This is a genomic window from Variovorax sp. TLI9-5A (assembly GCF_056867935.1).
This window is the reverse complement of record NZ_CP200310.1, coordinates 4274130-4297129: the sequence shown is the minus strand read 5'-3', so window position 1 is coordinate 4297129 and position 23000 is coordinate 4274130. Positions and strand designations below refer to the sequence as shown.

Here is a 23000-nt window from a genome sequence, read left to right as displayed (position 1 = left end):
CATGAAATTTGCATGGCTGCGGCGAGGCGGCTTTCATACCATGACGGGCGCCCTGAAACCACTCTGACATCGGGCGCCAGAACTCAAGACAAGAAGAGACACCCTCGATGCCGACTCTCGCTTCTCCCGCTCAAGCCGCACACGGCACCGCCCGCCCCGGACTGCCGCCGCTGCTGTGGCTCTGCCTCGCCGCCACGTGGCTGGTGTGGGGCTCCACCTATCTCGCGATCAAGTACGCGCTGATCAGCTTTCCGCCCTTCCTGCAGATGGGCTCGCGCTTCCTGGTCGCGGGCGTGCTGCTCGCGGCCTGGATGCGCTGGCGCGGGGCGCCCTGGCCCTCGCTTGTGCAGTGGCGCAACGCGCTGATCGTCGGCGCGCTGATGCTGGGCGGCGGCATGGGCGGTACGGCGCATGCCGAGGTGTCGATCGGCTCGGGGCTGGTGGTGGCGTTCATCGCGGTGATTCCGCTGCTGATCGCGCTGCTCAACCTGATCTGGGGCGTGAAGCCGTCGAAGCTGGAGGCTGCCGGCATCGCGCTGGGCCTCGTCGGCGTGCTGATGCTCACGCAGGGCAGCGGCTTCCGCTCGTCGCCCGGGGGGCTGGTCGCGATCTGCATTGCCACCGCCTGCTGGTCGCTGGGCAGCGTGCTGAGCCAGCGCAGCCTGCCGCTCGCGCCCGGTGCGATGGGCTTCGCGAGCGAGATGCTCTGCGGCGGCATGGTGCTGATGGGGCTCGCGGCCGTGTCCGGCGAAACCATGAGCTGGCCGCCGCAGCCCGAGGCGCTCGCCGCCTGGGTCTACCTGGTGGTGTTCGGCTCGCTGATCGCCTTCAACGCCTACATGGTGCTGCTGGCCAGGGCGCCGGCCGCGCTCGCCGCGAGCTACACCTTCGTCAACCCGGTGATCGCGATGCTGCTGGGCGTGTGGATCGCCGACGAGGCAGTGACGCGCTTCGAGTGGTACGCCGTGGCCGTGGTGCTGGCCGGCGTGCTGCTCATGCTCTTGAAGCGAAGAGATTGACCCGGTATCGCCAGAAACACCGCGGAACCGGCTCCGCCGGGCCGCAGGTGTTGCCCCCGGAAGGGGGTTGGCGAAGCGACACGAAGTGCGCGAAGCCTGGGGGAGAACCTCGCTACGCGCCGGGGCGGCGCCACACAGCAAGGGTAGCGGCCAGCAGCCACATGCCGGCCGCGCAGCCGCGGTTCATCATCCTGATGCCGCGCTGCGAGAGGAAGCGCACGGCCTGCGTGCCGGCGCCTGCGTAGGCCAGCATCACGCAGGTGTCGAGCACCACGAACACGGCCCCCAGCAGCAGGTATTGCGGGCCCTGCGGCTTCGTGATGTCGACGAACTGCGGCAGGAAGGCCGCGAAGAACAGCACCGTCTTCGGATTCGACAGCGCCACCGCGAGGCTGCGCATGAGGGCGATGCGCCCCTTCGGCCGCATTTCGATCGGCGACTTGGCCAGCGCGGTGCGCAGGTCGGTCGCCTCGCTGCGCCAAAGCTTGATGCCCAGCCACACGAGGTAGGCGACGCCGGCCACGCGGATGGCATTGAAGAGCCATTCCGAGGCCGCCAGCAGCGAACCCAGTCCGAGCGCCACGACCGCGATCAGCGTGATGCTGCCCAGCGACGCGCCGGCAATGCCCCAGCTCGCGCGGCGCATGCCGCCTTCGATGCCGTTGGACAGCGCCAGCAGCATCGTCGGCCCCGGAATCAGGGCCAGCGCGAGCGAAGCGACCACGTAGATGAGCAGGGTGTCGAGCGTCATGGTTTGGCAGTTGGAGGGCGTCGTTGTTGGGAGGCGGCGCGGGCACGCGCCAGGGCGGCTTCGACGACGGAGCGCTTGCGGGCGTCGGCGTCTTGCGGGGCATTTTCGGGCTCGGGGGCGTTTTCGGCCAGCCGGGCGTCGGTGTTGCGGTGCCTGCCGTGCACCTCGTAGCGGCTGCGCGCGCTGCGGGCCTGTTCGGCCGACCAGGCTTGCCAGCCGCTGAGGCCCGGCGTCTCGACCTCGAGCGAGATGCAGTCGACCGGGCAGACCGGAATACACAGCTCGCAGCCCGTGCAGTGGGCTTCGATCACCGTGTGCATGCGCTTGTTGATGCCGACGATGGCATCGGTCGGGCAGGCGTCGAGGCACAGCGTGCAGCCGATGCACCAAGCCTCGTCGATGACGGCCATGGCGCGCGGGGCCTCTGTGCCGAACTGCGGATCGAGGGGCAGGGCAGGGCGGCCGGTCAGGCGGGCGAGTCGCTCGATACCTTCCGCGCCGCCGGGTGGGCACTGGTTGATGCCGGCTTCGCCTTCGGCCACGGCCTGCGCGTAGCCTGCGCAATCCGGGTAGCCGCAACGTGTGCACTGCGTTTGAGGCAGTGCGTCATTGATGCGTGCGGCTAGCCCGTTCACCTGGCTGCAATCTACGCGCAGCACGCTTCAGCGTGCGGCGCGCTTTTTAGCCGCCACGGTGGCGGTCTTCTTCGCCGGCACCTTCTTGGCGGCTACGGAAGCGGGGACCTTGCGGCCGGGCTTGATCGTGTCTTCGGCGCCAAGGCCGCCGCGGCTGCTGGCGCGGCTTTGAGGCTGGTCGTTGGCCGCAATGAACTTCAGCACCTTCGGGTAGACCAGTTCGCGCCAGCGGCGGCCGCTGAAGATGCCGTAGTGACCGGCACCCTTGACCTCGTAGTGCTCGCGCTTGTCGTCGGCGATGCCGGTGCACAGGCTGTGCGCGGCCTCGGTCTGGCCCGAGCCGGAGATGTCGTCGAGCTCGCCCTCGACCGTCAGCAGGGCGGTGGAGTGGATGTCCTGCGGGCGCACGCGCTCCACCTGGCCCTTGGGGTTGCGCACGTCCCAGGTGCCGTTGACCAGGTCGAATTCCTGGAACACCGTGCGGATGGTCTCGAGGTAGTAATCGGCGTCCATGTCGAGCACGGCGTTGTACTCGTCGTAGAACTTGCGGTGGGCCTCGGCGCTGGCGTCGTCGCCCTTGATGAGGTCCTTGAAGTAGTCGTAGTGGCTGCTCGCGTGGCGGTCGGGGTTCATCGCCACGAAGCCGGTGTGCTGCAGGAAGCCGGGGTAGACCTTGCGGCCCGCGCCGGGGAAGCCCTGCGGCACGCGGTAGATCACGTTGTTCTCGAACCACTCGAAGCTCTTGTTCATCGCGAGGTTGTTCACCGCGGTAGGCGACTTGCGAGCGTCGATGGGGCCTCCCATCATGGTCATGGTGAGCGGCAGCGGCTCGCCTCGGCTGGCCATGAGCGACACGGCCGCGAGCACGGGCACGGTCGGCTGGCACACGCTCACCACGTGGCAGTTGCCGTATTCGGCCTGCAGGCGGCGAATGAACTCCTGCACGTAGTTGATGTAGTCGTCGAGATGGAACTCGCCTTCGGACAGCGGCACGAGGCGAGCGTTCTTCCAGTCGGTGATGTAGACCTTGTGGTCCTGCAGCATGGTGCGCACGGTGTCGCGCAGCAGCGTGGCGTAGTGGCCCGACAGGGGGGCCACGATCAGCACCACGGGCTGGCTCTTGAGCGTCTTCAGGATGTGCGGCTCGTCGGTGAAGCGCTTGAAGCGGCGCAGCTCGCAGAAGGGCTTGTCGAGCTCCACGGCCTCCTGGATCACGACCTCTTCGCCGTCGACCTTGACGGACTTGATGTTGAACTCGGGCTTCTCGTAGTCCTTGCCCAGCCGGTAGAGCAGGTCGTAGCTCGCGGCCATGCGCTGGGAGATGGGCAACTGGCCCCACACGGCACCGGGGCTGTAGAGCTTGGAGGCCGCCTGTGCGAAGTCCGCAAACGGCTCCATCAGGGAACGCTGGGCTTCGTAGAGTTGATAGAGCATCGGTGGTCTTGGAGTGGAATGTTGCGGCGCAATATATCAGCGCATCCGCTGTACTGCAGGAGGCCTAACCCCTACATCCAACCGCCGCCGGGGCTCTTCCGGGAGGGAGTGTGAAGGAATCGTCGCCCGGGGCGGATTCCCTCACACATTGCTGTCACCTAGATGACTTTGGCGATCGACGCGCAGACGTGGCCGATGTTCTTGCTGTTGAGCGCGGCCACGCACATGCGGCCGGTGTCTGTGCCGTACACGCCGAATTCATTGCGCAGGCGGACCATCTGGTCCTTGGTCAGGCCCGAATAGCTGAACATGCCGATCTGCGTGGTGATGAAGCTCATGTCTTCCTTCACGCCCGCGGCCTTCAGGCCCTCGACCAGCGCCTGGCGCATGGCCTTGATGCGCACGCGCATCTCGCCCAGTTCCTTCTCCCAGAGGGCGCGCAGCTCGGGGTTGCCGAGCACCGCGGCCACCACGGCGCCGCCGTGCGTGGGCGGGTTGCTGTAGTTGGTGCGGATGGCGATCTTGAGCTGCGAGAGCACGCGGGCTGCTTCTTCCTTGTTCTCGCACAGCACCGACAGGGCGCCGACGCGTTCGCCGTACAGGCTGAAGCTCTTGGAGAAGGAGGTCGAGACGAAGAAGGTCAGGCCGGCTTCGACGAACTTGGCGACGGCGGCGCCGTCTTCCTTCAGGCCGTAGCCGAAGCCCTGGTAGGCCATGTCGAGGAAGGGCACCAGGCCCTTGGCCTTGACGGCGGCGACCACCTGGTCCCACTGGGCCGCGGTGATGTCGTAGCCGGTCGGGTTGTGGCAGCAGGCGTGCAGCACGACGATGGTGCCGGCCGGGGCCGCGTTGAGCGCGGCCAGCATGCCGTCGAAGTTGATGCCGCGCTTGGCGGCGTCGTAGTAGGGGTAGCTTTCGACCTCGAAACCGGCGTTGGTGAAGAGGGCGCGGTGGTTTTCCCAGCTCGGGTCGCTGATGAGCACCTTGGCGTTGGGGTTGAGCTTCTTCAGGAAGTCCGCGCCGACCTTCAGGCCGCCGGTGCCGCCGATGGCCTGGATCGTGGCGACGCGGCCCGAGGTGACGGGTTCGCTGTCGGCACCGAAAACGAGTGCCTTGACAGCGTTGTCGTAGGCGGCGATGCCGTCGATGGGGAGGTAGCCGCGTGCCGTGGGCGCTTTCATCATGTTCTGCTCGGCGGCCTGCACGCACTGCAGCAGGGGCAGTTTGCCGTTGTCGTCGTAATAGACGCCGACGCCGAGATTGACCTTGTTGGGGTTGGTATCGGCCGCGAATTGTTCGTTGAGGCCGAGGATCGGGTCGCGCGGTGCCATTTCGACCGCGGTGAACATAGACATGAAAAGGTCCTTTGGGATGAAAGCTGCGCTGCAACCGGATGAGGCTTTATGCTTTCCGGTTGCCTTGAATTTTACCGGCGCGAGCGCCACCTGTCGGGAACAGCCATGCCAGAGAACAACGAAGCCATAGCAGACCTGAAGAAACTCGACCCGATCGGGCCGGCGAAGCAGGGCGAATTCGTCAGGTTCCCTGGCTCGCCTTTCGAGCTTTTCCAGCCCTATCCGCCGGCGGGCGACCAGCCGACGGCCATCCAGGGGCTGGTCGAGGGCGTGAACGACGGCGAGGTCTACCAGACCCTGCTGGGCGTGACGGGCTCGGGCAAGACCTTCACCATGGCCAACGTGATCGCCCGGATGGGCCGCCCGGCCATCGTGTTTGCGCCAAACAAGACACTGGCGGCGCAGCTATACAGCGAATTCCGCGAGTTCTTCCCGAAGAACGCCGTCGAGTACTTCGTCAGCTACTACGACTACTACCAGCCCGAGGCCTACGTGCCGCAGCGCGACCTGTTCATCGAGAAGGACTCGTCGATCAACGAGCACATCGAGCAGATGCGCCTTTCGGCCACCAAGAGCGTGCTGGAGCGGCGCGACACGGTCATCGTGGCCACGGTGAGCGCCATCTACGGCATCGGCACGCCGGAGGACTACATGGAGATGCGGCTGATCGCCCGCGTGGGCGACAAGGTCGGCCAGCGCGACCTGATCGCCAGGCTCATCCGCATGCAGTACACGCGCAACGAGCAGGACTTCGCGCGCGGCACGTTCCGGGTGCGCGGCGACACCATCGACGTGTTTCCGGCCGAGCACAGCGAGCTGGCGATCCGCTTCGAGCTGTTCGACGACGAGATCGAGTCGCTGCAGCTCTTCGACCCGCTGACCGGGCGCATCCGGCAGAAGGTGCCGCGCTTCACGGTGTATCCGTCGAGCCATTACGTCACGCCGCGCGACAAGGTCTTGGCGGCGGTGGAAACCATCAAGACCGAGCTGGCCGACCGGCTCAAGGAACTGGTCGGCGCCGGCAAGCTGGTGGAAGCCCAGCGGCTGGAGCAGCGCACGCGCTTCGACCTGGAAATGCTGTCGGAAATCGGCCACTGCAAGGGCATCGAGAACTACACGCGTCACCTCTCGGGCGCCGCCCCGGGCGATCCGCCGCCCACGCTCACCGACTACCTGCCGAAGGACGCGCTGATGTTCCTCGACGAGAGCCACCAGATGGTCGGCCAGCTCGGCGGCATGTACAACGGGGACAGGGCGCGCAAGGTCACGCTGGTCGAGTACGGCTTCCGCCTGCCGAGCGCGCTGGACAACCGGCCGCTCAAGCTGGAGGAGTTCGAAGCGCGGGTGCGCCAGTGCATCTTCGTGTCGGCCACGCCGGCACAGTACGAGAAGGACCACGCGGGCAACGTCGTCGAGCAACTGGTGCGGCCCACCGGGCTGATCGACCCCGAAGTCGAGGTGCGGCCCGCCACGCATCAGGTGGACGACGTGCTGGGCGAGATCCGCACGCGTGTCGAGAAGAACGAGCGGGTGCTGATCACCACGCTGACCAAGCGCATGGCCGAGCAGCTGACCGACTACCTGGGCGACAACGGCGTGAAGGTGCGCTATCTGCACAGCGACGTCGACACGGTGGAGCGGGTGGAAATCCTGCGCGACCTGCGCCTGGGCACTTTCGATGTGCTGGTGGGCATCAACCTGCTGCGCGAAGGGCTGGACATTCCGGAGGTGTCGCTGGTGGCGATCCTCGACGCCGACAAGGAAGGCTTCCTGCGCGCGGAGCGCTCGCTGATCCAGACCATCGGCCGCGCGGCGCGGAACCTGAACGGCAAGGCCATCCTGTATGCCGACAGGATGACCGACTCGATGAAGAAAGCCATCGGCGAAACCGAGCGCCGCCGCGCCCGGCAGATCGCCTACAACGAGGCCAACGGCATCACGCCGCGCAGCATCGTCAAGCAGGTGCGCGACCTGATCGATGGCGTCTACAGCGAGAAGAGCGGCAAGGAGGCGGCCAAGCTCGACCTGGAACGCGCCAAGGTCGAGGACATGAGCGAGAAGGACATCGCCCGGGAAATCAAGCGGCTCGAAAAGCAGATGCTGGAGCACGCCCGCAACCTCGAATTCGAGAAGGCGGCCCGGGTGCGCGATCAGCTGGCTCTGCTTCGGGAGCAGGCGTTCGGGGCGTCCGGGGGCGACAACATCGCCGGCCTTGCGCAATAAACCGAACGTTCGCAATCCCGCATCGGGCGGCGCTGGGGTTTACCCGAGCAGACCTCAGGGCCTTCTGTTATACTTGAGCGAAATACTCAACAACAACCAGAAGAACTTCGCGATGAAGGACCGACTCCTACCGACTGGTTCACCAGCGTCAGGGGTCGGGCAGGGCGGAGACGAGGTCACCGCGGTCCCAGACCATGGTGTCGTTTCAACGGTAAGCACTTGAAGGAGCTTGCGATGCGTCTCACTACCAAAGGCCGTTTTGCGGTCACAGCCATGATCGATCTGGCGTTGCGTCAGAACACCGGTCCGGTCACGCTGGCCGCGATCAGCCAGCGGCAGCAGATCTCGCTGTCGTACCTCGAACAGCTGTTCGGCAAGCTGCGCCGCCACGAGCTGGTCGAGTCGACCCGTGGCCCCGGCGGCGGCTACAGCCTCGGCCGCAAGGCAGCGGACATCACCGTGGCCGACATCATCGTTTCCGTCGATGAGCCCATCGACGCCACCCAGTGCGGCGGCAAGGAAAACTGCCTCGGCGAAGCCGGCCGTTGCATGACCCATGAACTCTGGGCCTCGCTGAATCAGCGCATGGTCGAGTTCCTCGACTCCGTCACCCTGCAGAAACTGGTCGACGACCAGATCGCCAAGGGCGTGCAGATCGAGAACAAGCCGGTCGTCAAGCGCGCGATTTCCGCGCAGCCGGTGGTCAAGCCGATTCGCGTGAACGCGCCGAATTCGGTGTTCGCACTCGGAAACGCTTTCGCCAAGTCCTGAAAGCCCTGAGTCAGAGTCCCGGCGGCGCCTTCGGGCGCCAGCCTGAGCAGCCCAGATCAAAGAACAACCCCCACGCCAGCACGAGCCAGCCATGGACGTAACTCCTCATTTCCCGATCTATCTCGACTACGGCGCGACCACGCCGGTCGACCCGCGCGTGGTCGACGCCATGATTCCCTGGTTGCGCGAGCACTTCGGCAACCCGGCGTCGCGCAGCCACGCATGGGGCTGGGAAGCTGAGGAGGCAGTCGAGAAAGCACGCGGCCAGGTGGCGGAGCTGATCAACGCCGACCCGCGCGAGATCGTCTGGACCTCGGGAGCAACCGAGTCGATCAACCTCGCGATCAAAGGCGCGGCCAATTTCTACAAGGGCAAGGGCAAGCACCTCATCACCCTGAAGACCGAGCACAAGGCCGTGCTCGACACCATGCGCGAACTGGAGCGCCAGGGCTTCGAGGTCACCTACCTCGACGTCGAGGAAAACGGCCTCGTCGACCTGGAAAAGTTCAAGGCCGCGATCCGCCCTGACACCATCCTCGTCAGCGTGCTCTTCGTGAACAACGAAATCGGCGTGATCCAGGACGTGGTCTCCATCGGCAACATCTGCCGTGAGAAGGGCATCGTCTTCCACGTCGATTCGGCCCAGGCCACCGGCAAGATCGACATCGACATCACGAAGCTGCCTGTCGACCTGATGAGCCTGGCTTCGCACAAGACCTACGGCCCCAAGGGCATCGGCGCGCTGTACGTGCGCCGCAAGCCGCGCGTGCGCCTCGAGGCGCAGATGCACGGTGGCGGCCATGAGCGCGGCATGCGCTCGGGTACGCTGCCCACGCACCAGATCGTCGGCATGGGCGAGGCCTACCGCATCGCCAAGCTCGAGATGCACAAGGACATCGAGCACGCGCGCCGGCTGCAGAAGCGTCTGCTCGATGGCCTGAAGGACGTCGAACAGGTGTTCATCAACGGCGACCTCGAGCATCGCGTGCCGCACAACCTGAACATGAGCTTCAACTACGTCGAAGGCGAGTCGCTGATCATGGGCATCAAGGGCCTGGCGGTGTCGTCGGGTTCGGCCTGCACCTCGGCCAGCCTGGAACCCAGCTACGTGCTGCGCGCCCTGGGCCGCAGCGACGAGCTGGCCCACAGCAGCCTTCGCATGACCATCGGCCGTTTCACGACCGAAGAAGAGATCGACTACGCCATTTCGACCATCAAGCACAACGTTGCCAAGCTGCGCGAGCTGAGTCCCCTGTGGGAGATGTTCCAGGACGGCGTCGACATCAGCACGATCCAGTGGTCGGCCCACTGACGCAGGTCAGGTCCGCACCAGGCAGGCACCACGATTGAACAAAGTTTGAGAGGTACACCATGGCATATTCTTCCAAGGTCATCGACCACTACGAAAACCCGCGCAACGTCGGCTCCTTCGAAAAGGGCGACGACTCCGTCGGCACCGGCATGGTCGGCGCACCGGCCTGCGGCGACGTGATGAAGCTGCAGATCAAGGTCAACCCCGAAACCGGCGTGATCGAAGATGCGCGCTTCAAGACCTACGGCTGTGGCTCGGCCATCGCCTCGTCGTCGCTCGTGACCGAATGGGTCAAGGGCAAGACGCTCGACGAAGCGGCTGCGCTCAAGAACGCGCAGATCGCCGAAGAACTGGCGCTGCCGCCGGTGAAGATCCACTGCTCCATCCTGGCCGAAGACGCCATCAAGGCAGCCGTGAACGACTACAAGGCCAAGCACGGCGTCAAGACCGAATCCGCTGCCGCCGAAGCTGTCCACTGACATGGCCGTCACGCTGACCGAAGCCGCTGCCCGACACGTCACCCGCTACCTCGGCAAGAGGGGCAAGGGGCTGGGCGTACGGCTGGGCGTGAAGACCACGGGCTGCTCCGGCCTGGCCTACAAGCTGGAGTACGTGGACGAGCTGACGCCCGAGGACGTGGTGTTCGAAGACCACGGCGTGAAGGTGCTGGTCGATCCGAAGAGCCTGGCCTACATCGACGGCACGCAGCTCGACTTCGTGCGCGAAGGTCTGAACGAGGGCTTCAAGTTCATCAACCCCAACGAGCGCGACCGCTGCGGTTGCGGCGAAAGCTTCCGCATCTGAACTGATGCGCCGTCGCTGACTGCGACCACAGCCGCCAACATGTCATGTGCTGGCGGTTTTTTCTTGCCATGAACCTGAACGACACCGACTTTCAACTGTTCGCCGTCCCGGCGACTTTCGCGCAGGACCGCACAGTGCTCGACGCGCGCTGGAAGGAGCTGCAGCGCGAGGTCCACCCGGACCGCTTCGCCGCGCAGGGCGCTGCGGCGCAGCGCGTGGCCATGCAGTGGTCGGTGCGCATCAACGAGGCTTACCAGCGCCTGAAGGACCCGATCCGCCGCGCCAGCTACATCTGCGAGCTGAACGGTGCGCCGCTCGACGCCGAGAACAACACGGCGATGCCGCCCGATTTCCTCATGCAGCAGATGGAATGGCGCGAGACGCTCGACGACGTCGCCGACATCGCTTCGCTCGAGAAGCTCAACACCGAGGTCGAGGCCGGCCGCACGCGCGCGCTGTCGTCGCTCGACTGGCTGATCGACGAGAAGGGCGACTACCCGGCTGCAGCCAAACAGGTGAGAGCCCTCATGTTCATTGAGCGCTTCGCGCAGGACGTCGAAGCCAAGTTCGATCAGTTGGGACAATAACGGCATGGCTCTCCTCCAGATTTCAGAACCCGGTCAGGCGCCCGACCCGCATCAGCGCCGTATTGCCGTGGGCATCGACCTCGGCACCACGCATTCGCTGGTGGCCTCGGTGCGCAACGGCGTGGCCGAATGCCTGCCAGACGATCAGGGGCGCCTGCTGCTGCCCTCGGCCGTGCGCTACCTGGAAGGCGATCGCCGCCAGATCGGGTTCGACGCTCTTGCCGCCCGCGCGCAAGACCCGGCCAACACCATCACTTCAGTGAAGCGGCTCATGGGCCGAGGCCTGGCCGACATCGCGAACCGTGAATCGATGTCTTACCGCATCGCCAGCGGCGACGGCGGCATGGTCAAGGTGCAGACGCTGGCGGGCGAGAAGTCGCCGGTCGAGATCAGCGCCGAGATCCTCGCCACGCTGCGCTTCCGCGCCGAGGACACCTTCGACGACGAGCTTTACGGCGCCGTCATCACCGTGCCCGCGTACTTCGACGAAGGCCAGCGCCAGGCGACCAAGGACGCCGCGCAGCTCGCCGGCCTCAACGTGCTGCGCCTGATCAGCGAACCCACGGCTGCCGCCATCGCCTACGGTCTCGACAACGCGAGCGAAGGTGTCTATGCGGTCTACGACCTGGGCGGCGGCACTTTCGACATCTCCATCCTGCGGCTCACGCAGGGCGTGTTCGAAGTCATCGCGACCGGCGGCGATTCGGCGCTCGGCGGCGACGACTACGACCACGCGCTGGCCGACTTCGTGCTCGCGCAGACAGACCTGCGGGCCGGCAGCGATGCCGACAAGGCCGCGTTGCTCGTGGCCGCCCGTGCGGCGAAGGAAGCCCTGACCGATTCGGCGGCGGTCGTGTTCAAGGCCGAGGTTGCAGGCAAGACAGTTTCGTTCGACCTGACGCGCGAGCAGTTTCACGCCGCGACCCAGCCGCTCACCGAGCGGACCATCGCCGCCGTGCGCAAGGCACTGCGCGACGCGAAGCTCAAGGCCGACGAGCTGCAGGGCATCGTTCTCGTGGGCGGCTCCACCCGCATGCCGCAAGTCCGCCGCGCAGTGGCCGATTTCTTCGGCCGCGAGCCGCTGGTCAACCTGAATCCCGATGAAGTCGTGGCGCTGGGCGCCGCCATCCAGGCGAATCAGCTCGCCGGCAACAACGGCGCGGGCGAGTTGCTGCTGCTCGACGTGATCCCGCTGTCGCTCGGCATCGAGACCATGGGCGGCCTCGTCGAGCGCATCGTGCCGCGCAACCAGACCATCCCGACCGCCATGGCGCAGGACTTCACGACCTACCAGGACGGCCAGACCGCGCTGGCGCTGCACGTGGTGCAGGGCGAGCGCGACCTCGTCTCCGACTGCCGCAGCCTCGCGCGCTTCACGCTGCGCGGCATTCCGCCGATGGCGGCCGGCGCGGCGCGCATCCGCGTGACCTTCACCGTCGACGCAGACGGCCTGCTGAGCGTGAGCGCAAAGGAACAGGGCAGCGGCGTCGAGGCGAGCGTGGCGGTCAAGCCCTCGTACGGCCTGTCGGACGACCAGATCGCGACCATGCTGCAGGAGAGCTTCTCCACCGCGCAGCAGGACATGCAGGCGCGTGCGCTGGTCGAGGCGCGCGTCGATGCCGATCGCATGCTGCTGGCCACGCAGAGCGCGCTCGATGCCGACGGCGACCTGCTGAACGACGAAGAGCGCACCGCCATCGATGCATCGATGGCGAAACTGCGCGAAGCCGCCAAGGGCAGCAGCGAAGCCGCGGCCATCGAGGCCGCCACCAAGAAGCTGGCCGACGACACCGAGGCCTTCGCCGCACAGCGCATGAACGCGGGCATCGCGCGCGCACTTGCCGGGCGCAAGGTCGAATCTCTCTAGAACAACAGCATGCCCACGATCAAGATCTACCCGCATCCCGAGTACTGCCCCGAAGGCGCAGAAATCACCGCGCCCGCCGGCACCTCAATCTGCGAGGCGCTGCTCGACAACCACATCGACATCGAGCATGCCTGCGAGATGAGCTGCGCCTGCACCACCTGCCACGTGATCGTGCGCGAGGGCTTCAATTCGCTGAACGAGGCGGAAGAGGGCGAAGAAGACCTGCTCGACCGCGCCTGGGGCCTGGAGCCGCAGTCTCGCCTGAGCTGCCAGGCGATCCTGGCGCAGGAGAATGTGACGATCGAGATTCCCAAGTACTCGATCAACCACGCCAAGGAAAACCACTGATGTCGCGCCAGATCGTCCTCGATACCGAAACCACAGGGCTCTCGGCCGAGAACGGCGACCGGGTCATCGAACTCGGGTGCGTGGAGCTGTTCAACCGAAAGCTCACCGGCAACGACCTGCACATCTACTTCAACCCCGAGCGCGAGAGCCACGAGGACGCGCTCAAGGTCCACGGCCTGACGACCGATTTCCTGCGCGACAAGCCCAAGTTCGGCACGTTGGCCAACGACATCGTCGAATACCTGCGCGATGCCGAGCTGATCATTCACAACGCGGCCTTCGACGTCGGCTTCCTCAACAAGGAATTCGAGCGCGCCGGCCTGCCGCCGCTGCGCACCTTCGTGAGCGAAGTGACCGACACGCTGGCCATGGCCAAGCAGGTGTACCCGGGCAAGCGCAATTCGCTCGACGCGCTGTGCGACCGCTTCGGCGTCGACCGTTCGAACCGCACCTTCCACGGCGCCAAGCTCGATGCGCAACTGCTGGCCGACGTCTACATCAACCTCACGCGCGGGCAGGACGCGCTGCTCATCGACGTGGCCGCCGCAGAGCCTGTGCAGGGCACGACCGTGGTGGCCGTCGACCTCAGCCAGTTCGAGCTGCCGGTGATCATGGCGGCCGAGCACGAGCTGACCGCGCACGAGGCCGTGCTGGCCCAGCTCGATAAATCGAGTGGCGGCCGGACGCTGTTTCGAGAAAACGTCGGAGTTTCTTGAAGGCGGCTGAAAAGCTATGGCATAATCTGAGGCTTCGCAGAACGCGATACGTTTTCAAGGCGCTGCAGGTAAACAGCAGCGCTCAGGGCGGTTAGCTCAGGGGTAGAGCACAGCATTCACACTGCTGGGGTCGGAGGTTCGAAGCCTCCACCGCCCACCAAATCAAAAAGCGACCTGGATCTCCAGGTCGCTTTTTTGTTTTGTGCGCCGGGCTTGTCTTCAGCCCGTCTTCGCTTTCTCTTCTCGTCTTTGTCTACTTCGTGATGCCGAACAGGTCGCCGCAGTTGTCGCACGCGAAGTACAGCTTCTGCTCGCCGCATTGCACCGAACCCGTCGCGCCCGCGCGGATCTGCCAGTCGCACGACTTGCCCTGGCGCAGCAGCGTGCCTTCGGCGTAGCAGGGCGCCAGTTCGTAGTTGTCGTGCAGCGTCTTGTAGTCGACCTGGCGGGCCTTCGAGAAGAACTCGCGCGCCTGTCCATGATTGCGCGGCACGTCGGAACTGCGGCAGGTGGCCGGCGAGTCGGAATGGAAGTCGGCGACGTAGACGTTGGTGAACCCGGTATCGCGCGTCGTCGCGCAGGAGGCGATGAGCATGGCCCCGACCGCGAGGCACATCGCGCGCAGTCTCACTTCCATATCGCCGAGCTCGCTTCACCGGGATTCTTGTACGACACCGTCGGATGCCGGTAGACATCCTCCGGCTTGAGGCTGAACTGCGCGTACAGCACCTCGATCAGCCATTGCAGGGAGCTGTTCTGCGCCGCGGTCACGGCCTCGTAGCTCTTGTCGTCGATGTGCATGCCGACCAGCTCGATGCCGATCGAATCGCCGTTCACCGGATAGCGGTCCGGATACGGCTTCGCGCGCTCATGCGCGTCGATGGCGTTGATCTGGTTGACCCACGACATCGCCAGCATCTTCGCCATCGCGCCCGTGTCGCAGCTGCTCTTGTTGATGGTCAGGCACTTCGACTTGATCAGCTTGCCGACGTGATAGCAGCGCGCGAGAACGCTCGCCGTCTGGTAGTTCTGGCCGTTCTTGTCGATGAGGAAGTGGGCGCCGTTGCCGCCCACCTGGTAGCCGTTGAGGCTGGATTCGGCGGTGCCCGAGTCGGTCTGGTGGACGACGATGGCGAGCACGCTGGGGAGGGTGCCGTGTTCGATTCCCGGTGATCGTCGCAGGATCACCTTGGGGTCGATCAGCATCCCGTTTGCATCGATGGTGGACATTTCTCTCCCTGAAGAATGTGACGCGATGACGCTTGTCTGCCGGGCTCCGACAGTGCGGGTCAGTACAACACATCCACCATCGATCCCCAAGTCGCAGGAAGTAGTAACGGGTAACGCGTGGCTTCAATCCCAGCGTGCGCCCGCAACCTGCTTCACCGTCACGTTGAAGCGGTTCCAGATGTTGATCGCGCCGGTGGTCGTGATCAGTGCGGCGAGCGCACTTTCGTCGTAGTGCCGCGCGGCGTGGCCTACCGCATGCTCGGTTCGCTCGGCGAGGCCGAAGACGCCGTGCAGGAAGCCTGGCTGCGCCTCGAGCGCTCGGAGGCGGGCGACATCGCCAATCTCGGCGGCTGGCTGACGACGGTGGTGGGGCGCGTGTGCCTCGACATGCTGTGCACGCGCAAGTCGCGGCGCGAGGACTCGCTGGACGACGACGACGCGCCCGGGCCGCCCGTCGATGAGCAAGGCGGAGGCGCGGCTCCGGTGGACGGCCGCGTCGGCGTCGTGGTGGCGCCGGTGGGCCGACTCTTCCTGGTGCTGCAGGTCACGGTGTCGCAAGGGAAGATCGTCGCGATCGATGCCATCGCCGATACGGCGCGGCTGCCCCGGATCGAACTCGGCGCTTTCACCGGCTGAGCATGCAGGCTTGTCGGCCGGCACCGACGGCAAGTGCAGCCACGCGCCCTCGAATTTTTCGCGCCGGTGGCCTAGAACCAGAGGGAAAGGAGCGCTGCCATGGCCACTCATCCCGATGTTCCGCCGCCTGTCGCGCCGGACTTGCCCGTCGAGCCCGACGAAGGGCCCGAGACGCCGCCCGACGAGCCCACCGATCCCGAACCACCCCCGTCCGTGCACTGAGATAGCGAAGCCGCCACGCGTAGCCGCGCTAAGCTCGCGCGATGGATGAAATCGATTGCGCCGTCATCGGCGGTGGTGTGGTGGGGCTGGCAGTGGCGCGCGCCTTGGCGCTCGCGGGCCGGGAGGTGCTGGTGCTCGAATCCGAAGGTGCCATCGGCACGGGAACGAGTTCGCGCAACAGCGAGGTCATTCATGCCGGCATCTACTACCCGCAGGGTTCGCTCAAGGCGAAGCTCTGCGTCGAAGGCCGGCAGATGCTGTACGCCTACGCGGCCGAGCGCGGCGTGCCGCACCAGCGCTGCGGCAAGCTCATCGTGGCGACATCGCCCGAGCAGGCCGGCCAGCTCGAGGCCATCCAGAAGAAGGCGGCCGCGAACGGCGTCGACGACCTTGCCCTGATCACCGGGCCGCAGGCCATTGCCATGGAGCCACAGCTGCATTGCGTGGCGGCGCTGCATTCGCCGAGCACCGGCATCGTCGACAGCCATGCGCTGATGCTGAGCCTGCTGGGCGATCTCGAAAACGCCGGCGGCGTGCTGGCGCTCAAATCGCCCATCACGCGCGCCGAGTGCGGTGGCGAAGCCATCGTGCTGATGGCCGAAGACGGCACCGCGCTGCGCTGCCGCAGCGTGGTCAACGCTGCGGGCCTCGGGGCTCCTGCGCTGGCCCGGCGCTTCGAGGGCCTGCCGCCGTCGGCGGTGCCGAAGGAGTACTTCGCCAAGGGCAACTACTTCACCCTGTCGGGGCGGGCACCGTTCGGGCGCCTCATCTACCCCGTGCCCGAGCCGGGCGGGCTGGGCGTGCACCTCACGATCGACCTGGGCGGCCAGGCCAAGTTCGGGCCCGATGTGCAATGGGTGTCCTCGCCCGACGAACTGGTGGTGGACCCCTCACGGGGCGAGGGTTTCTACGCCGAGGTCCGCAAGTACTGGCCCGCGCTGCCCGATGGCGCGCTGATTCCGGGCTATGCGGGCATGCGGCCCAAGATTTCGGGGCCGGGCGAGCCGGCAGCCGACTTCATGATCGACGGGCCCGCATCGCACGGCGTGCCCGGGTTGGTGAATCTCTTCGGCATCGAATCGCCGGGTCTCACCAGCAGCCTGGCCATCGGGCGTCACGTGGCCGGCTTGCTGGCGGATGCGTGAAGCGCGTTTTGCGCGTCAGGAAGTGGCATCTCGCGTCAAAGTCTGCACATCTGTAGCGCCTGAGGGTCTTTTGAGCCTGTAACATGACAGCACGCCACTTGCTGGCGCGAAGCCGCCGGCGCGGTGCCGGTGTCATCACGGAGGAAAGTTTCCAATGAGTGCATCCCAAAATCTTGAAGCAGCAGCCGAAGACATTGCAAGCGACGTGCGCGGCGTGCTGGCAAGCAAGGACCTGGATTCGGTTCCCCACATCAAGGCGCTGCGCCAGCGCATCGACACCAAGCTGGCCATCGCACGCGAACTCGCGGCCGAGAAGAGCAAGCTCGCCGCCAAGAAGGCCCGCGAAGCGGCCAGCTCGGCCAACGCCTACGCCCACGACGAACCATGGCAGATCGCCGGTGCCGCATTGGCCGTCGGCGTGCTGGTGGGCCTGCTGCTTGGCCGCCGCTGACCTGGTAGCGCACGGCAGCAGCAATAGCATCGTTCATCCGGGCATGACGGGGGCCGGCCCATGAGGCTGCTCTCCTTGTTCGGACTGAACGCCCGCATCCGCAGGCTGCGCATCGCCGCGGCCGAAGGCGCCCTGGCGGCGGAGGACCGGGTGCAACTGCTGCGCATGGCCTGGGAGGACGAGAAGCAGCGGCTCAAGCTGATGCTCCTTCTCGGGTTGGCCGTGCTGGGGCTGACCACGGTCACGGTGGCCTTGCTGTCCGTGGCGGTGGTGGTCAATTTCTGGGACACGCCGCACCGCGTCACCGCCGCCTGGTCGGTGGCTGGCGTTTGGATCGCGCTCTGGCTGGCAGCGGCCATCGGCTTGCTGCTGACCATGCGCAATGCATCCAACAGCTTCGTTCCTGCGCGCCAGGAGTTCGAGCGCGACTGGGCCTGGGCCCAGGAGCGCTTCGGCCTTGGCAAGGACCCGGGGAGGACGAGGAAGCACCGCGCCGCGTCCGCCGTCCGGTCACGCGCGAAGAACTGCTGGCGCGCATGGAAATCCAGCGCCAGCGCATTGCGACGATGCAGGGTGGCCGCGAGACTCAGCCCGCGCCCGAGGCGGATGCCCCGCCGCCCAACGAGTCGGCTGCTGCCGCGGCGCTGCGCATCGCGCGTGCACATCCGGTGGCCGCGGGCGTCGTCGCGGCGGCTGCCGTGGTGGTGATCCGGCCGAAGCGCCTGCTGCGCTGGGCGGCAGTCATTGCGCCAGTGCTGTGGCGCATGCGCTGAGAGACTGAAGAGAAAGGCGCTCAGGCCTTGCTGCCGCGATCGCGCAGCAGTGCCTGGGCCGCTTCGCGGACCAGCGCCGGGCCGCGATAGATCAGGCCGGTGTAGATCTGCACCACGTCCGCGCCTGCGGCGATCTTGGCCTTGGCATCAGCGCCGCTGAGGATGCCCCCCACGCCGATGATCGGAAAGCCCGCGCCCAGCGCCGCGCGCAGCTGCGCGACCACGCGGTTGCTGGCCTCGCGCACCGGCGCGCCCGAAAGGCCCCCCGCTTCTTCCGCATGAGGCAGCCCCTTGACCGCGTCGCGCGCCAGCGTGGTGTTGGTGGCGATCACGCCGTCCATGCCGTGGCGCTTGAGCGTGGCGGCGATCACCGCGACCTGGGCTTCGTCGAGGTCGGGCGCGATCTTCACGAAGAGTGGCGAGCGCTTGCCGCCGTGGCGCGTGGTCAGGGTCTCGCGCCGCTCGGCCACCGCGCCGAGCAGGGCGTCGAGCGCTTCGTCGCTCTGCAGCGAGCGCAGGTTGGCGGTGTTGGGGCTGGAGATGTTGATCGTCACGTAGTCGGCATGCGGGTACACGCCGTCGAGGCAGACCAGGTAGTCGTCCACCGCGCGCTCGATGGGCGTGGCGGCGTTCTTGCCGATGTTGAGGCCCAGCAGCATCGGCGACTTCGCGCCACTGCCGTTCTTGCGGAAGCGCGCCTTCTGCACGTTGGCCAGAAAGGCGTCCAGCCCCTCGTTGTTGAAGCCGAGCCGGTTGATCAGCGCGTCACGCTGCGGCAGCCGGAACATGCGCGGCTTCGGGTTGCCCGGCTGGGCCTTCGGGGTGACGGTGCCGACCTCGACGAAGCCGAAGCCCATGGCGGAAAAAGCGTCGATGCAGCGGGCGTTCTTGTCCAGGCCGGCCGCCAGGCCCACGCGGTTGGGAAAGGTCAGGCCGGCGAGCTGGACCGGGTCGTCGATGCGTGGCGCCGAATAGGCGCAGGCCAGGGGCGTGTTCTGGGTGCGCGCCAGCCCGTCCAGCGTGATTTCATGGGCGTGTTCGGGGTCGAAGCCGAACAGGAAGGGGCGGGCCAGGCCGTAGAGCGAGGAGGGCATCAGCAGGGGCATCGGATAATTCGGGGCTTCAATGAGCCAAGGATTGTCCGTGATGACCGCACCCGCCTCCCCAACCCCCTCCAAACCGCTTTCCCAGGACGAACTCAAGGCCCAGGTCGGCCGCGCCGCGCTGGCCTACGTGGTCAAGGGCGAAATCGTCGGCGTCGGCACCGGATCGACGGTAAACAAGTTCATCGACGCGCTGGCCACGATCAAGGACGAGATCAAGGGCGCCGTCTCCAGCTCGGTCGCCTCGACCGAGCGCCTGCGCGCGCTGGGCATTCCGGTGTTCGACAGCAATGAGGTGGAGGAACTGTCGGTCTACATCGACGGCGCCGACGAGATCGATCACCGCGGCTTCATGGTCAAGGGTGGCGGCGCCGCGCTCACGCGCGAGAAGATCGTCGCGGCGCAGTCGCGCAAGTTCGTCTGCATCGCCGACGAGTCGAAGCTGGTGGAAGTGCTGGGCGCGTTCCCGCTGCCGCTGGAAGTGATTCCGATGGCCGCGCGCCGCGTGATGCGCCAGTTCGAAGCCATGGGCGGCATCGCCCAGGTGCGCGAGAAGGATGGCCTGCCGCTGGTCACCGACAACGGCCAGCACATCGTCGACGTGACGGGGCTTCGCATCACCGACCCGCTGGCTTTCGAGTCGACGGTGAGCCAATGGCCCGGCGTGGTGACGGTCGGCGTCTTCGCGCACCAGAAGGCCGACGTGTGCCTGCTGGGCACCGCGACCGGTGTGAAGACGATGGAGTTCGGGGCCTGAGGAGGTTCAGCCCCAGGCCGATGGCTGCTTAGAATTTGATGCCGGCCGGGTTGCTCGGCGTCGGCTCGCTCGATGCGGGTGGCGGCGCGACGGGCGGTGCGGGCGCTTCGGCCGCGCGAGGCGCTGGTGTCGCCTGCTGGGCCACCAGCGGCCGGACCGGGCCATTGCGATAGCCCGCAGGCAGGCTGTTGCTCTTGGGGTAGCCGGCCGCGTCGAGGTACTGCGACCATTCCACGTCCGAGAAACCCTTGAGCTGTTGCGAACCGATCGTCAGCAGCGGCAACGCATTCTGGTTGCTCAGGCGCTGCAGGGCTTCGATGTCTGCGTTGCTCTTGACAGTGCGTTCCTCGAACGGAATGCCGCGCGTCGTGAGCAGCGTGCGCGCCGCTCCGCAGGGGCCGCATTCGTCCCCGCTGTAGAGGGTGACGGGATAGCGTTGCGCCACCTGGCGCAATTCATAAGGCAGGCCGGCGGTGTTGGCGCCGGAAGGGGGCGCTGCGCCTTGCTGGCCCGCAGGCTCAGTGCTCGCGCTCGGGGCGCGGTCGGAGAAAGTGACCTTGCCGTTCTTGTCCACCTGGCGGTAGATGGGTTGCGCCATCGCGCCCGAGGCAACGAGCACGAGGGCAAGGCCGGTCAGGCGATGCAATGGTGAGATTTTGTAAATCGTATGCATCGCCCGAGTATCGCAAGCTTCAGCGCCGCATCAAGCGGGCTGGGCCTGCGCCATGCCCTGGTGTCGCAGCAGCGCATCAAGCTGGGGCTCGCGGCCGCGGAAGGCCTTGAACGAGTCCATCGCGCTGCGGCTGCCGCCGGCCTCCAGGATGGCCTGGCGGTACTTGCGGCCGGTCTCGATGTTCGGCTCGCCGTCGGCGCCCACGGTTTCCTCGAAGGCCGCGTAGGCGTCGGCGCTCAGCACCTCGGCCCACTTGTAGCTGTAGTAGCCGGCCGCATAGCCTCCCGAGAAGATGTGGCTGAAAGTATTCGGCGTGCGGCTGAACGGCGGCGACGGCATCACCGCCACCTCGTCGCGCACGCGGCCCAGCAGCGCCATCACCTCGCCGGGCTTGGCGGTGGCGGCGTGGTATTCGGTGTGCAGCAGCATGTCGAACAGCGAGAACTCGATCTGGCGCAGCGTCTGCATGCCGCTCTGGAAGTTCTTCGCGGCGGTCATCTTGTCGAAGAGCGCGCGTGGCAGAGGCTCGCCGGTGTCGACGTGGGCCGTCATGTGCTTGAGCACGTCCCACTCCCAGCAGAAGTTCTCCATGAACTGGCTGGGAAGCTCGACCGCGTCCCACTCGACCCCGCTGATGCCCGAGACGTCGCGCTCGTTCACCTGCGTCAGCATGTGGTGAAGGCCGTGGCCGAACTCGTGGAAGAGGGTGGTCACGTCGTCATGCGTGAGCAGCGGCGGCTTGCCGTCGACGCCGCTGGCGAAGTTGCACACAAGTTGCGCCACGGGCGTCTGCAGCACGCCGTTGTCGGGGCGCAGCCAGCGGGCGCGCACGTCGTCCATCCAGGCGCCGCCGCGCTTGGCGGCGCGGGCGGAGGGGTCGAGGTAGAACTGGCCGACCTTCTGGCCGGCCCGCTCGATGCGGTAGAACTCGACGCTCGGATGCCAGGTGGGCGCCGAATCGCGGCGGATCGACACTTCGAAGAGCGTCTCGACGATCTTGAACAGGCCGGCCATGACCTTCGGCGCCGGGAAGTACTGCTTCACCTCCTGCTCGCTGAAGGCGTAGCGCGCTTCCTTGAGCTTCTCGCCGATGTAGCTCCAGTCCCAGGGCTGCGGATCGTTGATGTTCAACTGTTCGGCGGCGAAGACGCGCAGGTCGGCAAGGTCGCGCTCGCCGTAGGGCTTGGCCTTGGCCGCGAGGTCGCGCAGGAACTTCACCACCTGCTCGGGCGACTCGGCCATCTTCGGCACGACCGACAGCTCGCCGTAGTTCCGGTAGCCCAGCAGCCCGGCTTCTTCCTCGCGCAGCGCGAGGATTTCGGTGATGAGGGAGGTGTTGTCGAAGGCCGCGTCGCCGAACTCGCTGGCCCGCGTGACGTAGGCGCGGTAGAGCTTCTCGCGCAGCGCGCTGCTCTTTGCGAACTGCATCACCGGCAGGTAGCACGGCATCTTCAGCGTGAGCTTGTAGCCTTCCTTGCCGTCGGCTTCGGCGGCCGCGCGCGCGGCGCTCACCACGTCCTCGGGCACGCCTTCGAGTTCGCCTAGGGCAGCGTAGTAGGCGAAGGCGTCGGTCGCGTCGAGCGCGTTCTCGCTGAACTTCTGGCTCAGCTCGGCCAGGCGCTCCTGGATGTCGGCGAAGCGCTTCTTGGCCTCGCCCTGCAACTCGGCGCCGCCCAGCATGAAGTTGCGCACGGCATTGCTGTGCGCCTGGCGCTGCTCGGCATTGAGCGTGGCGACGTCGATGGCCTTGTACTTGGCGTACAGCCGTTCGTCGGAGCCCAGACGGGTCCAGAAGGCGGTGACGCGCGGCATGGCTTCGTTGTAGGCGGCGCGCAGCTCGGGCGTGTCGGCCACGGCGTTGAGGTGGCCGACGGCGCCCCAGGCGCGGCTGAAGCGCTCGGAAGCCACGTCGAGCACCTTGGAGATCGCATTCCAGTCGGCGGGGAACTCCGGTGCCGTCACGGTCTGCAGCGCTGCCTCGGCGTCGGCCAGCAGCGCGTCGACCGCGGGCGATACGTGCTCGGGCCTGATCCGGTCGAACAGAGGGAGATCGGTGAAATCGAGAAGCGGGTTGGTGGTCATGTGAGAAATCCTGTTCGAGCTGACGAGACCATTTCGGGAGCCACCGCGGAACCGGCTTTGCCGGGCCGCCGTCGGAGGCGGCTAGACGCGGTGAGCGCGCAACGGG

25 protein-coding genes and 1 tRNA gene are annotated in these 23000 nt (G+C 66.4%); 17 read left to right on the top strand and 9 right to left on the bottom strand.

What is annotated here, in order from left to right; all coding sequences use genetic code 11:
* Positions 1-107 precede the first annotated feature (107 nt).
* Complete coding sequence (gene yedA, locus AC1VNX_RS20365) at positions 108-1019, top strand: drug/metabolite exporter YedA (protein WP_483158828.1); 912 nt, start codon at positions 108-110, stop codon at positions 1017-1019.
* Positions 1020-1131: 112 nt separating this feature from the next.
* Here the strand turns inward: yedA and AC1VNX_RS20360 are convergent, their stop codons facing one another.
* The 4 genes from AC1VNX_RS20360 to AC1VNX_RS20345 all read right to left on the bottom strand — a co-directional run bounded on the left by AC1VNX_RS20360 (position 1132) and on the right by AC1VNX_RS20345 (position 5194).
* The gene (locus AC1VNX_RS20360; protein WP_483158826.1) at positions 1132-1770 is read right to left on the bottom strand and encodes a LysE family translocator; all 639 of its coding nucleotides are present in this window, start codon (positions 1768-1770) and stop codon (positions 1132-1134) included.
* Entirely contained in the window at positions 1767-2405 is a 639-nt protein-coding gene (locus AC1VNX_RS20355; RefSeq protein ID WP_483158824.1) for an RnfABCDGE type electron transport complex subunit B, read from the bottom strand. The genes AC1VNX_RS20360 and AC1VNX_RS20355 overlap by 4 nt, the downstream gene beginning before the upstream one ends.
* A gap of 27 nt (positions 2406-2432) precedes the next feature.
* Positions 2433-3839 carry a polyhydroxyalkanoate depolymerase gene (locus AC1VNX_RS20350; protein WP_483158822.1) on the bottom strand — a complete coding sequence of 469 codons (1407 nt, stop codon included), beginning with the start codon at positions 3837-3839 and terminating at the stop codon, positions 2433-2435.
* 158 nt (positions 3840-3997) lie between these two features.
* Complete coding sequence (locus AC1VNX_RS20345) at positions 3998-5194, bottom strand: amino acid aminotransferase (RefSeq protein ID WP_483158820.1); 1197 nt, start codon at positions 5192-5194, stop codon at positions 3998-4000.
* Between the two features lie 105 nt (positions 5195-5299).
* Between AC1VNX_RS20345 and uvrB the strand changes: the two genes are divergently transcribed.
* The 10 genes from uvrB (at position 5300) to AC1VNX_RS20295 (ending at position 13982) form a co-directional block, all read left to right on the top strand.
* Positions 5300-7417 carry an excinuclease ABC subunit UvrB gene (gene uvrB / locus AC1VNX_RS20340; protein ID WP_483158818.1) on the top strand — a complete coding sequence of 706 codons (2118 nt, stop codon included), beginning with the start codon at positions 5300-5302 and terminating at the stop codon, positions 7415-7417.
* A gap of 234 nt (positions 7418-7651) precedes the next feature.
* A complete protein-coding gene (iscR, locus tag AC1VNX_RS20335) occupies positions 7652-8188 on the top strand; it encodes a Fe-S cluster assembly transcriptional regulator IscR (protein WP_007828186.1) in 537 nt (178 codons plus the stop codon).
* 91 nt (positions 8189-8279) lie between these two features.
* The gene (locus AC1VNX_RS20330; protein WP_483158815.1) at positions 8280-9500 is read left to right on the top strand and encodes an IscS subfamily cysteine desulfurase; all 1221 of its coding nucleotides are present in this window, start codon (positions 8280-8282) and stop codon (positions 9498-9500) included.
* Between the two features lie 59 nt (positions 9501-9559).
* On the top strand, positions 9560-9979 hold the full coding sequence (gene iscU, locus AC1VNX_RS20325; RefSeq protein ID WP_093201679.1) for a Fe-S cluster assembly scaffold IscU: 420 nt from the start codon (positions 9560-9562) through the stop codon (positions 9977-9979).
* 1 nt (position 9980) lies between these two features.
* Positions 9981-10304, top strand: a complete 324-nt coding sequence (gene iscA / locus AC1VNX_RS20320; protein ID WP_301508943.1) for an iron-sulfur cluster assembly protein IscA — start codon at positions 9981-9983, stop codon at positions 10302-10304.
* 68 nt (positions 10305-10372) lie between these two features.
* Positions 10373-10891 carry a Fe-S protein assembly co-chaperone HscB gene (gene hscB, locus AC1VNX_RS20315; protein WP_483158813.1) on the top strand — a complete coding sequence of 173 codons (519 nt, stop codon included), beginning with the start codon at positions 10373-10375 and terminating at the stop codon, positions 10889-10891.
* A 4-nt stretch (positions 10892-10895) separates the two neighbouring features.
* Complete coding sequence (hscA, locus tag AC1VNX_RS20310) at positions 10896-12758, top strand: Fe-S protein assembly chaperone HscA (protein WP_483158811.1); 1863 nt, start codon at positions 10896-10898, stop codon at positions 12756-12758.
* Positions 12759-12767: 9 nt separating this feature from the next.
* Positions 12768-13106 (top strand): ISC system 2Fe-2S type ferredoxin, encoded by a 339-nt coding sequence (gene fdx / locus AC1VNX_RS20305; RefSeq protein ID WP_019653159.1) that lies wholly within the window; start codon positions 12768-12770, stop codon positions 13104-13106.
* Complete coding sequence (dnaQ, locus tag AC1VNX_RS20300; RefSeq protein WP_483158809.1) at positions 13106-13822, top strand: DNA polymerase III subunit epsilon; 717 nt, start codon at positions 13106-13108, stop codon at positions 13820-13822. The genes fdx and dnaQ overlap by 1 nt, the downstream gene beginning before the upstream one ends.
* Before the next feature lie 85 nt (positions 13823-13907).
* Positions 13908-13982 (top strand) — tRNA-Val (locus AC1VNX_RS20295).
* 93 nt (positions 13983-14075) lie between these two features.
* Here the strand turns inward: AC1VNX_RS20295 and AC1VNX_RS20290 are convergent.
* On the bottom strand, positions 14076-14459 hold the full coding sequence (locus AC1VNX_RS20290) for a hypothetical protein (protein ID WP_483158807.1): 384 nt from the start codon (positions 14457-14459) through the stop codon (positions 14076-14078).
* Positions 14450-15052, bottom strand: coding sequence for a peptidoglycan recognition protein family protein (locus AC1VNX_RS20285; protein ID WP_483158804.1), 603 nt, complete (start codon positions 15050-15052; stop codon positions 14450-14452). The genes AC1VNX_RS20290 and AC1VNX_RS20285 overlap by 10 nt, the downstream gene beginning before the upstream one ends.
* A 117-nt stretch (positions 15053-15169) precedes the next feature.
* Between AC1VNX_RS20285 and AC1VNX_RS20280 the strand changes: the two genes are divergently transcribed.
* From AC1VNX_RS20280 to AC1VNX_RS20260, 5 genes are all read left to right on the top strand, one after another.
* Positions 15170-15688: a sigma factor gene (locus AC1VNX_RS20280; RefSeq protein WP_483158802.1), complete on the top strand. Its 519-nt coding sequence runs from the start codon at positions 15170-15172 to the stop codon at positions 15686-15688.
* Between the two features lie 99 nt (positions 15689-15787).
* A complete protein-coding gene (locus tag AC1VNX_RS20275; RefSeq protein WP_483158800.1) occupies positions 15788-15910 on the top strand; it encodes a stereocilin in 123 nt (40 codons plus the stop codon).
* A 41-nt stretch (positions 15911-15951) separates the two neighbouring features.
* The gene (locus tag AC1VNX_RS20270) at positions 15952-17055 is read left to right on the top strand and encodes an NAD(P)/FAD-dependent oxidoreductase (protein WP_483158798.1); all 1104 of its coding nucleotides are present in this window, start codon (positions 15952-15954) and stop codon (positions 17053-17055) included.
* A 154-nt stretch (positions 17056-17209) separates the two neighbouring features.
* The gene (locus tag AC1VNX_RS20265; RefSeq protein ID WP_125949733.1) at positions 17210-17506 is read left to right on the top strand and encodes a glycine zipper domain-containing protein; all 297 of its coding nucleotides are present in this window, start codon (positions 17210-17212) and stop codon (positions 17504-17506) included.
* A gap of 60 nt (positions 17507-17566) precedes the next feature.
* Positions 17567-18214, top strand: a complete 648-nt coding sequence (locus tag AC1VNX_RS20260; RefSeq protein WP_483158796.1) for a phage holin family protein — start codon at positions 17567-17569, stop codon at positions 18212-18214.
* Between the two features lie 85 nt (positions 18215-18299).
* Here the strand turns inward: AC1VNX_RS20260 and AC1VNX_RS20255 are convergent, their stop codons facing one another.
* Positions 18300-19385: a quinone-dependent dihydroorotate dehydrogenase gene (locus AC1VNX_RS20255; RefSeq protein WP_483158794.1), complete on the bottom strand. Its 1086-nt coding sequence runs from the start codon at positions 19383-19385 to the stop codon at positions 18300-18302.
* Positions 19386-19425: 40 nt separating this feature from the next.
* On the opposite strand from AC1VNX_RS20255, the gene rpiA reads away from it, so the two are divergent.
* Positions 19426-20139, top strand: a complete 714-nt coding sequence (gene rpiA / locus AC1VNX_RS20250; protein WP_483158792.1) for a ribose-5-phosphate isomerase RpiA — start codon at positions 19426-19428, stop codon at positions 20137-20139.
* Between the two features lie 28 nt (positions 20140-20167).
* Here the strand turns inward: rpiA and AC1VNX_RS20245 are convergent, their stop codons facing one another.
* Entirely contained in the window at positions 20168-20812 is a 645-nt protein-coding gene (locus AC1VNX_RS20245) for a glutaredoxin family protein (protein ID WP_483158790.1), read from the bottom strand.
* Positions 20813-20842: 30 nt separating this feature from the next.
* Entirely contained in the window at positions 20843-22894 is a 2052-nt protein-coding gene (locus AC1VNX_RS20240; protein ID WP_483158788.1) for a M3 family metallopeptidase, read from the bottom strand.
* Positions 22895-23000: the final 106 nt, after the last annotated feature.

Coding starts and splice junctions, on each gene's coding strand:
- iscA (WP_301508943.1), top strand. CDS start 9,981: ATGGCCGTCACGCTGACCGAAGCCGCTGCCCGACACGTCACCCGCTAC.
- rpiA (WP_483158792.1), top strand. CDS start 19,426: ATGACCGCACCCGCCTCCCCAACCCCCTCCAAACCGCTTTCCCAGGAC.
- AC1VNX_RS20265 (WP_125949733.1), top strand. CDS start 17,210: ATGAGTGCATCCCAAAATCTTGAAGCAGCAGCCGAAGACATTGCAAGC.
- iscU (WP_093201679.1), top strand. CDS start 9,560: ATGGCATATTCTTCCAAGGTCATCGACCACTACGAAAACCCGCGCAAC.
- AC1VNX_RS20275 (WP_483158800.1), top strand. CDS start 15,788: ATGGCCACTCATCCCGATGTTCCGCCGCCTGTCGCGCCGGACTTGCCC.
- AC1VNX_RS20260 (WP_483158796.1), top strand. CDS start 17,567: ATGAGGCTGCTCTCCTTGTTCGGACTGAACGCCCGCATCCGCAGGCTG.
- AC1VNX_RS20285 (WP_483158804.1), bottom strand. CDS start 15,052: ATGTCCACCATCGATGCAAACGGGATGCTGATCGACCCCAAGGTGATC.
- hscA (WP_483158811.1), top strand. CDS start 10,896: ATGGCTCTCCTCCAGATTTCAGAACCCGGTCAGGCGCCCGACCCGCAT.
- AC1VNX_RS20350 (WP_483158822.1), bottom strand. CDS start 3,839: ATGCTCTATCAACTCTACGAAGCCCAGCGTTCCCTGATGGAGCCGTTT.
- AC1VNX_RS20245 (WP_483158790.1), bottom strand. CDS start 20,812: ATGCATACGATTTACAAAATCTCACCATTGCATCGCCTGACCGGCCTT.
- AC1VNX_RS20240 (WP_483158788.1), bottom strand. CDS start 22,894: ATGACCACCAACCCGCTTCTCGATTTCACCGATCTCCCTCTGTTCGAC.
- AC1VNX_RS20270 (WP_483158798.1), top strand. CDS start 15,952: ATGGATGAAATCGATTGCGCCGTCATCGGCGGTGGTGTGGTGGGGCTG.
- AC1VNX_RS20330 (WP_483158815.1), top strand. CDS start 8,280: ATGGACGTAACTCCTCATTTCCCGATCTATCTCGACTACGGCGCGACC.
- AC1VNX_RS20255 (WP_483158794.1), bottom strand. CDS start 19,385: ATGCCCCTGCTGATGCCCTCCTCGCTCTACGGCCTGGCCCGCCCCTTC.
- dnaQ (WP_483158809.1), top strand. CDS start 13,106: ATGTCGCGCCAGATCGTCCTCGATACCGAAACCACAGGGCTCTCGGCC.
- AC1VNX_RS20345 (WP_483158820.1), bottom strand. CDS start 5,194: ATGTCTATGTTCACCGCGGTCGAAATGGCACCGCGCGACCCGATCCTC.
- fdx (WP_019653159.1), top strand. CDS start 12,768: ATGCCCACGATCAAGATCTACCCGCATCCCGAGTACTGCCCCGAAGGC.
- hscB (WP_483158813.1), top strand. CDS start 10,373: ATGAACCTGAACGACACCGACTTTCAACTGTTCGCCGTCCCGGCGACT.
- uvrB (WP_483158818.1), top strand. CDS start 5,300: ATGCCAGAGAACAACGAAGCCATAGCAGACCTGAAGAAACTCGACCCG.
- yedA (WP_483158828.1), top strand. CDS start 108: ATGCCGACTCTCGCTTCTCCCGCTCAAGCCGCACACGGCACCGCCCGC.
- AC1VNX_RS20360 (WP_483158826.1), bottom strand. CDS start 1,770: ATGACGCTCGACACCCTGCTCATCTACGTGGTCGCTTCGCTCGCGCTG.
- AC1VNX_RS20290 (WP_483158807.1), bottom strand. CDS start 14,459: ATGGAAGTGAGACTGCGCGCGATGTGCCTCGCGGTCGGGGCCATGCTC.
- iscR (WP_007828186.1), top strand. CDS start 7,652: ATGCGTCTCACTACCAAAGGCCGTTTTGCGGTCACAGCCATGATCGAT.